At 41.7% G+C, this 12,655-nt stretch carries 15 protein-coding genes; 5 read left to right on the top strand and 10 right to left on the bottom strand.

Annotation, left to right across the window (positions count from 1 at the left end; all coding sequences use genetic code 11):
* Positions 1 to 41: 41 nt before the first annotated feature.
* The 6 genes from MP622_RS13840 to ubiG form a co-directional block, all read right to left on the bottom strand.
* Positions 42 to 401: an RcnB family protein gene (locus MP622_RS13840; protein ID WP_243791444.1), complete on the bottom strand. Its 360-nt coding sequence runs from the start codon at positions 399 to 401 to the stop codon at positions 42 to 44.
* 249 nt (positions 402 to 650) lie between these two features.
* Positions 651 to 1,046: an RcnB family protein gene (locus MP622_RS13835; protein WP_016165699.1), complete on the bottom strand. Its 396-nt coding sequence runs from the start codon at positions 1,044 to 1,046 to the stop codon at positions 651 to 653.
* A gap of 243 nt (positions 1,047 to 1,289) precedes the next feature.
* The gene (locus MP622_RS13830; protein WP_016165698.1) at positions 1,290 to 1,445 is read right to left on the bottom strand and encodes a hypothetical protein; all 156 of its coding nucleotides are present in this window, start codon (positions 1,443 to 1,445) and stop codon (positions 1,290 to 1,292) included.
* A 175-nt stretch (positions 1,446 to 1,620) separates the two neighbouring features.
* On the bottom strand, positions 1,621 to 2,367 hold the full coding sequence (locus tag MP622_RS13825) for a YciK family oxidoreductase (protein WP_016165697.1): 747 nt from the start codon (positions 2,365 to 2,367) through the stop codon (positions 1,621 to 1,623).
* A 33-nt stretch (positions 2,368 to 2,400) separates the two neighbouring features.
* Positions 2,401 to 3,090 (bottom strand): HAD-IA family hydrolase, encoded by a 690-nt coding sequence (locus MP622_RS13820; protein WP_243791442.1) that lies wholly within the window; start codon positions 3,088 to 3,090, stop codon positions 2,401 to 2,403.
* Positions 3,087 to 3,803, bottom strand: a complete 717-nt coding sequence (gene ubiG, locus MP622_RS13815) for a bifunctional 2-polyprenyl-6-hydroxyphenol methylase/3-demethylubiquinol 3-O-methyltransferase UbiG (RefSeq protein ID WP_016165695.1) — start codon at positions 3,801 to 3,803, stop codon at positions 3,087 to 3,089. Before ubiG ends, MP622_RS13820 begins: the two co-directional genes overlap by 4 nt.
* Before the next feature lie 177 nt (positions 3,804 to 3,980).
* Here ubiG and MP622_RS13810 point away from each other — a divergent pair, with 177 nt between their 5' ends.
* Positions 3,981 to 4,598 (top strand): thiol:disulfide interchange protein DsbA/DsbL, encoded by a 618-nt coding sequence (locus tag MP622_RS13810; protein ID WP_243791441.1) that lies wholly within the window; start codon positions 3,981 to 3,983, stop codon positions 4,596 to 4,598.
* Positions 4,599 to 4,679: 81 nt separating this feature from the next.
* Here MP622_RS13810 and MP622_RS13805 read toward each other — a convergent pair whose 3' ends face one another.
* Positions 4,680 to 5,306, bottom strand: a complete 627-nt coding sequence (locus MP622_RS13805; protein ID WP_243791439.1) for a TetR family transcriptional regulator — start codon at positions 5,304 to 5,306, stop codon at positions 4,680 to 4,682.
* Between the two features lie 193 nt (positions 5,307 to 5,499).
* On the opposite strand from MP622_RS13805, the gene rph reads away from it, so the two are divergent.
* Both rph and MP622_RS13795 read left to right on the top strand, forming a co-directional pair.
* The gene (gene rph, locus MP622_RS13800) at positions 5,500 to 6,216 is read left to right on the top strand and encodes a ribonuclease PH (protein WP_016165692.1); all 717 of its coding nucleotides are present in this window, start codon (positions 5,500 to 5,502) and stop codon (positions 6,214 to 6,216) included.
* 157 nt (positions 6,217 to 6,373) lie between these two features.
* Entirely contained in the window at positions 6,374 to 6,535 is a 162-nt protein-coding gene (locus tag MP622_RS13795) for a hypothetical protein (RefSeq protein ID WP_171284955.1), read from the top strand.
* Between the two features lie 4 nt (positions 6,536 to 6,539).
* On the opposite strand, the gene MP622_RS13790 is transcribed toward MP622_RS13795, so the two are convergent.
* Positions 6,540 to 8,378 (bottom strand): LTA synthase family protein, encoded by a 1,839-nt coding sequence (locus MP622_RS13790; RefSeq protein ID WP_243791438.1) that lies wholly within the window; start codon positions 8,376 to 8,378, stop codon positions 6,540 to 6,542.
* A 128-nt stretch (positions 8,379 to 8,506) separates the two neighbouring features.
* Complete coding sequence (gene nadC, locus MP622_RS13785; protein ID WP_243791436.1) at positions 8,507 to 9,352, bottom strand: carboxylating nicotinate-nucleotide diphosphorylase; 846 nt, start codon at positions 9,350 to 9,352, stop codon at positions 8,507 to 8,509.
* 148 nt (positions 9,353 to 9,500) lie between these two features.
* Between nadC and ampD the strand changes: the two genes are divergently transcribed.
* Both ampD and murJ read left to right on the top strand, forming a co-directional pair.
* Positions 9,501 to 10,076, top strand: coding sequence for a 1,6-anhydro-N-acetylmuramyl-L-alanine amidase AmpD (ampD, locus tag MP622_RS13780; protein WP_044739759.1), 576 nt, complete (start codon positions 9,501 to 9,503; stop codon positions 10,074 to 10,076).
* A gap of 84 nt (positions 10,077 to 10,160) precedes the next feature.
* Positions 10,161 to 11,711, top strand: coding sequence for a murein biosynthesis integral membrane protein MurJ (gene murJ / locus MP622_RS13775; RefSeq protein WP_171069562.1), 1,551 nt, complete (start codon positions 10,161 to 10,163; stop codon positions 11,709 to 11,711).
* Positions 11,712 to 11,803: 92 nt separating this feature from the next.
* Here the strand turns inward: murJ and MP622_RS13770 are convergent, their stop codons facing one another.
* Positions 11,804 to 12,493, bottom strand: coding sequence for an FKBP-type peptidyl-prolyl cis-trans isomerase (locus MP622_RS13770; RefSeq protein WP_243791434.1), 690 nt, complete (start codon positions 12,491 to 12,493; stop codon positions 11,804 to 11,806).
* Positions 12,494 to 12,655: the final 162 nt, after the last annotated feature.

Below are 12,655 nucleotides of genomic sequence, written 5' to 3'. Positions count from 1 at the left end.
GGTGTCGACGGAGGGGAAGGAATTTATATGGACTCTAAGTATTAGTTCAAAATACGAATAATGCGGTTGTTGCGTTCGTTCACCAGCACGTAATCGCCATTAATTTTGTACCATTGTTGATAACGGGCAGGTTTGTGTAAGCGTTTTGCATCACGATAATCCACGGCATAACGTGAAGAATCATAACCACGAGGTAGTGTTTGACCTACACGCCAATCGCGGCTTGGATTAATACGTTGATAGCGCTGATCTTGCCAACGACCATCTTCTTTGTGCCAATCATGATGTTGTTCTGCGTAGCGGCGCTCATCGTAACGATGTTCATAAGCTGGAGCAGCAATCGCAGATGCGGTCACCGCAGTATCCAAGGTAAAAATTACAGCAGAAACCAATTTATTCATGATGTACCTCAATGTCTGTTTATGTCTTTCGATGAGATTAAGGTAACGAACAACAGCAGAGAAACAATGAGAGCACTATTATGCAAATGTGAATTTAATGAAGAAAAAAAGAAGATTGTAAACAGCATCTAAGCGTTTAAGCACAAGCCTTTCAGCACAGTGAATCGAAGCGTTTTAAAAATACAGCTATAAAAAAACCAGTCTAACGTGATGTAAGACTGGCGAAAATAGAACCGTTAAGTTGAGTATTTAATCATTCACGATCCGTAAAATATCATTACTGCCCGAATCGATTAAAATATAGTCATTGTTGATTTTGTACCATTGTTGATTACGTGCGGGCTTAGGGAGACTATGGTCTTTATAATCAACTTTATAGCCGTTACCACGATAATGCTGTGGCATGACATAACCCGTTTGCCATTGATGCTGCTGTAAACGTTTTACCCCACGTTCTTCACGCATGCGGCGTTTATCTTGCATGCGTTCATCATCTTGATCAAAATCACGAAAGTCGCGCCCTTTACCTTGATTACTACGTGGATGGTCATCGCCACGATGATCAAAGTGGGGTGCAGCAGAACTCAGGCTGCTTGCCATCAATGCACTGAAAGAAATGGTCAATATCGCCATCGTCTTTTTCATGTTGACCCCTCGTTATAGATGTATTCATTTCACAGTTCTTAATGTACGAAAAAAATGCAGAGAAACTGTGAAGGAATTGGATTAATTCTTTAAAAAAATAGATAAATTAAGAATATTATCCATGAAATCATCTATTTTGGAAATCTTTCTGCGTGGTCAATTTTATCTGTGCTGTCGATATACGGGGCAACAACAGTGCAAATTTTCAGTGGCAGGCATCTTTATACTGAGTCAGTTAATGCTCTAGTTCCACTGTTCAGTCCAGTGTTGTAAATAGTCGACCGCCTGAATGACGCTCGGTGCTTGTTGTTCATCCTCCAAGGCGTGTATGAACGTTTCAGGTAGTTGCAGGGATTGGATTGAACGGATCAATTTAGCTTTGTGTTGTAAATCGGTCATGAAAATTATCTCCTAAATCAGTGGCTAAGCCGATACAGAGAGTTTAAGAGAGATGTTTTGATTTATAAAACCGAATATATTTATTAAATTGATAAAATAAAACGATTATTGAGCTGTAAAAAAATCCTTTGCCGAAAGCAAAGGATTTTTAGTTTAGACTTAAACGGTCAAGAGATTAATCTTGAGCATCAATGCTTTGTCCACTGAGGTGCAGACTATCATCGCCCATTAAATATAAGTACGCTGGCATAATCGATTCTGGCGTTGCCAAAGTTTTTGGGTCTTCATCTGGATAGGCTTTGGCGCGCATCGCTGTACGTGTTGCACCAGGGTTAATACAATTAAAGCGGACATTGGGATGCTGATTTTCTTTGGCAAACAATTGACTTACCGCTTCAATGGCGACTTTAGACACCGAATAAGCTCCCCATTTTTCTCGAACCTGACGTCCAACTCCAGAACTTGCAAACACGACAGAGGCATGCTCAGATCTTTGCAGCAGAGGTAATAGTTCTTGGGTCAAAATGAAGGGTGCACGCAGGTTAACAGCCATGACATCATCCCATACATCAATCGGATAATGTTCAAGCTCGGTACGTTCACCTAAAATGCCTGCATTGTGCAAAATGCCATCCAGACGACCAAACTGTTTTTCTAAAGTGTCGTACAACAATTCATAATCGCGCGGTGAAGCACTAGACAATTGCAGCGGCAAAATTGCAGGTTGTGGCGCACCCAAACTTTCAATTTCATCATAAATGACTTCTAGTTTGTTTAAGGTACGACCATGCAAGACTACAGTTGCTCCATGTAAGGCATAACTGAGTGCAGCCGCACGACCAATGCCATCACCAGCCCCAGTAATTAAAATGATGCGATCTTTAAGTAGATCAGGGCGAGGCTGATATTCAGAATATTTCATGGTCACCTCCTTCTTATTTTTACTTCATCAAGTTTATGTATTTATAGCACTGTTGAGCGTGAGTTTTTGTTGAATCACGTGTTGTAATTCGGTCACAGTATTCACAATACAATTCGCCTGCCATGCCGCGAGGTCATCTTTGTGCGCCAATGGTAAATAACCATACGCCGCCAAGATGGTATACATCTGAGCGTTGCGACCTGCATCGATATCACGCGGATGATCACCGACATAAATACATTGTTCTGCAGGCAGTTGCAATTGTTGTGCTGCGAGATACATCGGTTCAGGATCAGGCTTAGTTTTACTGACATCTTCAGGACAAACCAATACTGCACAACGTTCGGTCAGATTCAGCGCAGTCAGTAAAGACTCGCTGAGTCCGCGAGGCTTGTTGGTGACAATCCCCCAAGGAATATTCTGCTGTTCCAATTGTTCCAATAAGGGATACATGCCTGCGAACAGGTCGGTGTCTACTGCAATCTCAGCGCCGTACAAGTCTAGAAAGCGTTGACGGTGTGCCAGAAAAATAGGGTCATCGACTTCAAGTTCTGGATAGACCAGTTTGACCATCGCCCGAGCACCTTCAGACACTTGAGTACGAATCAGTTCGGCATCAACTAGTGCACGACCTTCTTCACGGCACATGTCTTGAATAATGCGAATAAAGTCCGCAGCGGTATCAATTAAGGTACCATCTAAATCGAACAGAACGGCTTTCATTCTGCACCTGCTTTTACAGTGTAGACCATGTAGTTCACATCGACATTCGGCGCCAACCAGTAGCGTTTCGTCAGCGGATTATAATGTAATCCTGTCATGTCTTTCAGGTTAAGTCCTGCTTGACGAATATCATGCGCCAATTCCGATGGCTTAATAAATTTATGATAATCATGTGTGCCTTTGGCCAACATTCTTAAAATATATTCTGCACCAATAATCGCGAATAAATAGGCCTTAGGATTACGGTTAATGGTCGAGAAAAAGACATGCCCACCAGGCTTTACTAGTGTTTGGCAGGCTTGAATAATGGAAGCAGGGTCTGGCACGTGTTCCAGCATTTCCATACAGGTCACCACGTCGTATTGACCTGCTTGTTCTTTGGCTAATTCTTCAACTGGAATTTGGCGATATTCGATATTTTGTACGCCTTCTTGTTCTGCATGAATTCGTGCGACATTGAGTGGTGCCACACCCATATCAATGCCCAGCACATTTGCACCACGGCGTGCCATGCTTTCTGCCAAGATGCCGCCGCCACAGCCAACATCAAGCACTTTTTTCCCCGCAAGACCATTGGCATGTTCATCAATCCAATTGAGGCGTAGCGGGTTAATTTGATGGAGTGGTCGGAATTCAGAATGCTGATCCCACCATATAGCAGCGAAGGCTTCAAATTTGGCAATTTCTTGCGGATCAACATTTAATTGCGACATTTGCGCCACCTCAATCAAGTTGTTTTGGTATAAAGATCAATATGGCTAGTGTAGCGTTAATTCTAAAAAAAGCGATAAAAGCAGTAAAAAAGTTCACAGAAGGAAAACGAAATCGACTAAATTGTTTTATAGTTTTCGCATAAGCTCATCATAATGATTTAGAGGACAACAAACGCAATGAAAAAATTCCTTTTGGGTAGCCTTGCAACGGTCGTATTTGCATTTTCTGGTAGTGTTATGGCAGCGAATTTTGTTGCAGGCAAGGACTACACCGTAGTCGCCAACCCAGGCAAAGTTGAAGTGCCAGGAAAAATCGAAGTGCGTGAATTCTTTTGGTATGGTTGCCCACATTGCTTTAAGTTAGAACCGCATATGCAGACTTGGCTAAAAAATATTCCAAAAGATGTGCGTTTTGTGCGTACTCCAGCTGCAATGAACCCAGTGTGGGAACAAGGTGCACGTGGTTACTATGTTTCTGAAGCCTTGGGTGTGCGTCAGAAGACTCATTTACCTTTGTTCCATGCGATCCATGTGAATGGTCAGCAAATTTTTGATCAGCAATCTCAGGCGAAATTCTTTACTAAATATGGTGTACCTGAAGCTAAATTTAACAGCATGTTTAACTCATTCATGATTACCTCTAAAGTCGCACAAGCCAATCAACTGGCAAAACAGTATCAGTTAACAGGTGTACCTGCGGTCGTGGTGAATGGTAAATATGTGGTACAAGGTGAAGATGCCAAAGTGACCCAAGTCGTGAGCTACTTGGTTGAGAAAGAGCGTAAAGCCAAATAATTTGTGAAGTGTTAAAAAAAACCTGCAATGATGCAGGTTTTTTTATGAGAGCTTTTCGAGGTTAAGGATAGGCAAAAGCCTTTATTTCTTATAAATGATTCCTCGAAAGAGCAGTTCAATTTGTTGAATGGTTTGAGCTTTAAAATGCTGACGTTGTTGTAGCTGCTGCTGATTGTCTGTTGCGACCATGAAATTAATCCAAGACATAGCCCAATTGAAAGATGAATTAATCAGTAAGTTGGACAATACCTGAAGGTCATTCAAGGCATAAGTTGGTTCGACTTCACTCAACTCATCAGTTAAATCTTCAATAAGATATTCAATTTCTCGGGCAATGGCATAACGCAATAAAGCATTGCCTCCCCAACGTTCTGCACTAATAAAAATCCACCATTCGGGATGCTGTTGTACCGCGGTAAAGAATTGATCCAAACGGGGCTCGATATTCCTAGGTTGTTGCAGTAAGGAGGCTAATTTGAGTTCATGCAAGACTCGTTTATGCTGTAGGGCAATCTGGTCAATTAATTCTAAACCAAGCTGATTTTTATCTAAGAAATGGCGGTAGAACGCGGTTGGCACTAAACCGACATGGCGAGTAATTTCGCGTAGGCTCATACTGCTAAAAGACATTCCTGATGAACTTAAACTTAAGACGGCATCTAATAGTGCTTGGCGGCTTTGTTGTTTACGTTCATCTCGTATCGACATAAGGACTCTCGAATGGCTTTGCTGGAGTTTAACAAATTTTTTGACCAGAAAAACAGCAGTAATTCGGTGCTAAAAGCGGTGTCATGTTATTGCCTTGAGTTTTTTCATGACAGGGTTGTGGATATACCATTTGATGAGATTGCATCTGCTATACTTGTGCGCAACGAATTTCTGGCAATATTAAAGGCGAATTATGCGTATCGACCAACGTACTCTAGATCAATTACGTGATGTAAAAATTACCCGCAATTACACACGTTATGCTGAAGGTTCTGTGCTGGTTGAATTTGGCCATACCAAAGTGCTATGTACCGCCAGTATTGATAATTCTGTACCGCGCTTTTTGAAAGGCAAAGGACAAGGTTGGGTAACCGCAGAATACGGAATGTTGCCACGTTCAACGCATACCCGTAGTGACCGTGAAGCGGCGCGTGGTAAACAATCTGGACGTACTCAAGAAATCCAGCGTTTGATTGGCCGTAGTTTACGTGCCATGGTGGACCTGAAAAAACTGGGTGAAAACACCATTACTATCGACTGCGATGTGATTCAAGCTGATGGTGGCACACGTACTGCTGCAATTACAGGTGCAGCAGTTGCATTAGTGGATGCCATGAATGTTTTGCTTGAACAAAAGAAAATTAAGCATGATCCATTAAAAGGTTTGGTCGCAGCTATTTCTGTCGGTATCTTCAAGGATGAGGTCTTATTGGACTTGTGTTATGAAGAAGATTCAAATTGTCAGACCGACTTGAATGTTGTCATGACGCAAGCAGGCGAGTTTATTGAAATTCAAGGTACTGCGGAAGATAAACCATTTACCCGTGCTCAAACCAATGCGATGTTAGAAATGGCTGAACAAGGTATTCAAGCCTTGATCCAGAAGCAGCAAGAAGCTTTGGGCTGGTAATACGTTTGATCATTCGAAAATAAAAAAAGCACCCAGATGGGTGCTTTTTTATTACAAAACCTAATCAAATCAAGCTCAATCCATAACATGCACTTAATTTTATACCCATGATCGCGATGTAAACTCCATGCCATTCATTTTATTGGAGCATGGATTTATGGCTCAATTTTTTATCCTATTTTGTGCAGTGGTGACCTTTGCACTCATGGCGTGTGATCCGCGTCCGACTGAATTAAAACAAACAGCTTCTGCTTGGGATCAAACGGTTCATCCCTCACAACAAGATCAGCAAACGTCAAAAGATTCAACAGCATCATAAAAACTTACGATGCCTTTTGAGTCAGTAGTTGATAACTATGATTCTTTCCATTCAACACATCCATATTTAAATCTTTGTATTGGTTTAACAACTGTGGATGCGGATATTTACATTCAGGTTTTAGCTCTACCCCAGTTTGATGAATGGCACTATAACAGGCGTTTACAGCTTGGATAAATTGGTAATAAGGGGGCAGAGGCAATTGAGCTGCTGTCAGCACCTTAGGAGCAAGAAAATGTGCTGCAATATTTTTTTGCTGGAAAATACTGCGATCAATTGGGTAGTTACTCCAGACAGCGAGAGGTGTGCTGAAAAACTTCACATCTTTCTTTTCTGCTTTTTCTTGCGCGGAAGCGAAGAAGTGGAAGTCATCATAGACCTGACCTAAATTCGGCAAATGATCGCCAAAGAAAATCACAATGGTTGGGCGTTCCTGTTGTTTTAAATCTTGCAGCAACTTTTCAACATGTTGATCCGCACGTTGTAAGCCAGTCAGATAGGTATTCAGTTGACGTTTGGAACTTTCACTCAATTCTGGCTGATTAATGTTGAAATGATCCTTACCATAGCGATCATCATTATAGTTAAAGTGATTTTCGACGGTAATGGCATAGATAAATTGCGGTTGCTCAGTGTGTTTCAGTTGGTTGCGAATCGATTGATAGAGTAAATCATCGTTTGCCCAACCTGCCTGATTGATATATTTGGCACGATCTTGTGCACTGGTCATGTTTTCCAACGAAGTAAAGCGATTGAAACCTAAGTTTTGATAAACCGTGTTGCGATTGTAAAAAAACTTACCACTATTGTGCATGGCAATGGTGTCATAACCCAAACTATTCAAATAAGTAGCTAAAGAATAAGTAGGGCGTTTCAGTTTGGACACATACATCAATTCATTATGATTTAAATAGATATTCAAACTGGTCAGGACTTCAAATTCCACATTGGCAGTACCGCCACCAAAACTTGGTGAAAGTAAACTCGAAGTTTGATAGCGATCGAGTGTTGGGGTGATGTTTTGGGGAATGCTTTTACCCAATTGACGTGCATCCCAATGTGCCTCACTCATGATCATGATGATATTGGGCTGTTGCTCAGGCCTAAGCACAGGCATGGTTGTGCTATAAGGGGTATATAGGGCTTTGATGGTCACTTCTGGAATATTTTCGGTATTAAACAATCGAGTATTTAGGCTATCCATCGACTTTGAAAAAAAGAAGGGAATAAAACCAATTTTTTGAATGGTGAGATGATCACCAATCCAATCGCCTTTGGTATTAGGAAAGGCTTGTCGGTATTTACATAGCCAGCCAAGTTGGTTTTGTTGACATAACTGGCTAAAGTTATTGCTGAAATTTGCGCTAATTAAAACGCCCAAACTACAAAGGGATAATAATGCGTTCGACAAAAACAACCGCTTTTTCTCAAGTTGTTCTTTACGGTAGAGAAAGACCATGAGGGCGATACATACAGCAACTCCTGAGAGTACTGAAAATTTAAGTAACCAAGGTGCTACAACAAAGGTTTCTTTAATCAATAAGAAATCGCTAGGCACCAAACTGGCCGATAAGTATTTTTCTTTTTGTGTATTGATAAAAATCATCAATAAAAAAATGAACTGACTAAAAAAAATGGTAATAAAGGTTTTTCTGAACAACAAGTAAATAAAGGAAATCAGGGCATAATTAATCAGCACCGATATGACGATTTTTGCGCCATTCAGCTGAAAATATTGCTCAGGATTATTCAGGATACGAGGAAGGGCAGGATAAAGGCAGAAAAAAGCCACAGACACGAGGGCCATCAGCAAAAATAGAATTTGCTGTTTCCAGATATTCATAACACATGTTGAGGGAGGAGAAAGGCAGTTCGGGATTATAGAACTTTCAAGATTATTTTCAATGCACTTTATATAGATTTAAAATTGGTGATCAGCCTGAACAGTGATCACCAAAATCGGATCAATCATTAGCCATTAAAACGCATCGATAAATCAATTGCTTTGACATCTTTGGTCAGTACACCCATTGAAATATAGTCAACGCCAGTCGTGGCAACTTGGCGTAAATTATCAATGGTGATGTTACCCGATGCTTCTAATTTGCAACGACCTGCGACATGTTGAACAGCATCAATCATTTGTTGCTGACTAAAATTATCCAGCATCACAATGTCCGCCTTGGCTTCAAGCGCTTGATTGAGTTCATCCCAAGTTTCAACTTCAACTTCAACAGGTTTGCCCGGTGCAATCTGATGGGCTTTGGCAATTGCTTCGGCAATACCACCTGCTGCCATAATATGATTTTCTTTAATTAAGAATGCATCAAATAAGCCTAAGCGATGATTTTGCCCACCGCCTACTGCAACGGCATATTTCTGCGCAATACGTAACCCTGGCAGGGTTTTGCGAGTATCGAGCAATTTGGTGTTTAAACCATCAAGCTGTTTGACATAATCAGCAGTTTTGGTCGCGACAGCCGATAAGGTTTGAACAAAGTTCAGCGCAGGACGCTCAACCGTAAGTAAGCTGCGTGCAGAACCTGCGAGTTTTAAAAACGCTTCATTGGCTGCAACTTGTTCGCCGTCTTGTTTTAACCAAGTCACCTGAACTGAAGCATCAAATGCCTGAATCAATGCATTTACCCATGGTTGACCAGCGAGAATCATGTCTTCACGACTAATGATGGTCGCAGTCGCTTGCTCATCTTCAGGGGTTAATAAGGCCGTAATATCCCCATCGCCAATGTCTTCTTGGAGTGCTTGTTGAATATTGATTTGAATTGATTGTTCAAGCAGCGTTGGAGAAATGCTCATAGTCTTTCCGTGTCTTTTTAACCCATGAAAATTGCGCGTTATCTTAACATTGTTCTTTATAGTTTATGCCGTAGATTTGAGATTTTATGATGAAAGTTTTAGCATGGTGGAGTTATAAATAAAGCTTCAATATAGTTAGGAATGGATTATGCAGCAGCTCTCCTCTTTTCAGGTTGTCGATGGTCAACTCATCGGTGCGAAGCAAATTCCATCGCCGAATTTTAATCAGCGACCAGCAGAGGCAAAAATTGAATTGGTGGTGATTCACAACATTAGCTTGCCACCGTCGCAGTTTGGGGGAGGCTATATCCAGCAATTTTTCCAGAACCAGTTGGATGCAACACTACACCCTTATTTTGAAACCATTCAAGAGCTGAAGGTTTCAGCGCATCTGCTGATTCTGCGTACAGGCGAGGTGCTGCAATTTGTGAATTTAGCACAACGGGCTTGGCATGCTGGACGTTCATCCTATTTGGGGCAACAGGAATGTAACGATTATTCTATCGGAATTGAACTTGAAGGCAGTGATGACTGTGCTTTTGAAAGTCTGCAATATCAGGTTTTGGCGCAAGTCGTGGTGAGTCTGCAACAGGCTTATCCAGCGATAAAACAGCATGTGGCTGGTCACTCTGATATTGCACCAGGGCGTAAAACGGACCCAGGTCCTTACTTTGATTGGGTGAAGTTCAGAAGCTTGGTACATCAGATTAAGAATGCAAAATAAAAAGACATTTCCGTTGAGTTTAATCATTTAACAACGAATTTTTTTCACAAGTTTCATTACAATAGCGACTAATTTTTTTATTGGGTGGATACGATGGCGCTTTGGCGGTCGACCTTTATTGTCAGTGCAATGACCATGTTGTCTCGCGTACTCGGATTGGTCCGCGATATCGTCTTGCTCAATGTCTTTGGTGCAGGGAAGGATTTCGATACATTTGTGGTTGCGTTCCGTATCCCCAATTTCTTTCGGCGCTTATTTGCAGAAGGGGCATTTTCACAAGCCTTTATTCCTGTACTAACTGAATATAAAACCAGTAAGGCACATGCAGAAGTCCAGATTCTGATTAGCCGTGTGTTTGGCGGCTTGCTGACGATCATGACCTTGCTGACCTTTATTGCGATGGTGGCTGCACCAGCAATTTTGTATATCTATGCACCTGGTTTCCATGCCGATCCAGAGAAGTTTGATCTTGCGGTCAGCATGTTCCGCCTGACGATTCCATATTTAATGTTCATGTCTCTGACCGCCTTTGCCAGTAGCATTTTGAACAGTTATGGTTCATTCGCTTCGCCAGCATTTTCGCCAGTCCTGCTTAATGTGGCAATGATTGCAGGAGCATGGTGGCTTACACCGTATATGGCTGAACCGATTATGGCCTTGGGGTGGTCAGTTGTCGTGGCGGGGGTATTACAGCTTGCGATTCAGATTCCAGAACTTTGGCGCAAAAATTTATTAATTCCACCGAAGGTTGATTTTAAGCACGAAGGTGTTGACCGCATCATGAAGCTGATGCTGCCAGCGTTGTTCGGTGTTTCAGTCACTCAGATTAATTTATTGCTGAATACCATTTGGGCATCCTTTATGCAGGATGGTTCGGTGTCATGGCTGTATAGTGCGGAACGTATGACAGAATTACCGTTGGGGCTGATTGGTGTGGCGATTGGGACGGTTATTTTACCGTCGTTGTCGGCACGACATGCGGAGCAAGATCAACATAAATTCCGTGGCATGATGGATTGGGCTGCCAAGGTTATTGTGTTGGTTGGGCTTCCTGCCAGTATTGCTTTGTTTATGCTTTCGACACCAATTATTCAAGCCTTGTTCCAGCGGGGTGAGTTCACTGTAGAAGATACACAAATGACAGCGCTGGCTTTACAGTGTATGAGTGCAGGTGTTATTGCTTTTATGCTGATTAAGGTTTTTGCACCCGGTTTTTATGCTCAGCAAGATACCAAAACCCCAGTACGCGTGGGTTTAATGGCGGTAGCAGCAAATGCCATTTTAAACGTGGTATTTATTGGTTTCTTTAAATTGATAGATTGGCATGCTGAACACATGGCGTTGGCAATGGCCTCATCTGGCTCAGCCTTAGTCAATGCGGGGATGTTGTACTTCTACTTGCATAAACGCCATATTTTCCGTTTTGGCCCACATTGGAAAAAGCTGTTTTTACAATATGCTGTGGCCAACATTGTCATGATTGCTGCCTTGGCATATGGTTTAACTTGGTATGATGGCACTATGTCACAATGGATGCGTGTTGCAGAAGTGATTGGCCTATGTGTAGTGGGCGTTATAGCTTACCTGATCGGATTAATTGTAATGGGTTTTCGTCCGCGCGATTTACGTCCATAAAGATCATTTTTGATCGAGACAGAAATCAAAGCATTCGCTGTTTTTAAAGGTTATCTATAGTCAAAAAAGGGACTGATATCAGTCCCTTTTTTTCAAGGCAGTACTTGTAATAATTCGACATCAAAAATTAAGGTACTGTTTGGCTCGATAATATCGCCTGAACCGATCTGACCATAAGCGAGATGAGCAGGAATAAAGAAGCGATATTTTGCCCCTTCCTTCATTAATTGTAAGCCTTCGGTCCAGCCTTGAATAACTTGATTGACTTGGAATTCGGCAGGATGTTGACGTGCAATCGAACTATCGAAAACAGTACCATCAATCAGGCGACCTTCATAATCGACTTTAACTTTTGAGCTGACTTTAGGTGTTTTTCCAGTACCGGCTTGAATCACTTGATATTGTAATCCTGACGCAGTGGTTTGTACGCCTGATTTTTTGGCATTTTCTGCAAGAAAGGCTGCGCCGATTCTATTATTTTCTTCAGCTTTCTTTCTTAATTCAATCAACTGTTGGGCTTCTGCCTGTTTTTTATATTGGGTTAAGACGCGCGCCATTTCTTCATCGGTCAATGAAGCTTCTTTGCCTTGAGCAGCTTCTCTGAGCCCTTGAATGAATGCTTCAAGATTTAAATCTTTCAACGATTCGGCATTGGTGCGACCCATTAAATAGCCAAAGCTATACCCAATTTGTTCTGTGCTTGGACTGCTGGTGGTAATAGGTTTCGCGAAAGTTGCTGCACTGAATAACAGTGTAGATGCCAAAAGTATGTGTATTTTCATTCAATCGTCCTAAAGTCTTTTTCGTGTCGGAATATTCAAAATTCCATGGAATATTGACGACAGTACTTTATATTTTTTCTGCGTTAAATTTGAATGGGGTGAGGATTAAAAATCATATGGAGTAGATCAAATCTATTCGATTTAATGCCCACGTTTTATGCA

Source organism: Acinetobacter sp. PK01 (assembly GCF_022819285.1).
Classification (GTDB): Bacteria; Pseudomonadota; Gammaproteobacteria; order Pseudomonadales; family Moraxellaceae; genus Acinetobacter; species Acinetobacter tandoii.
Note: the sequence above shows the minus strand (reverse complement) of the source record. Positions and strands in the feature narration are given on the sequence as shown.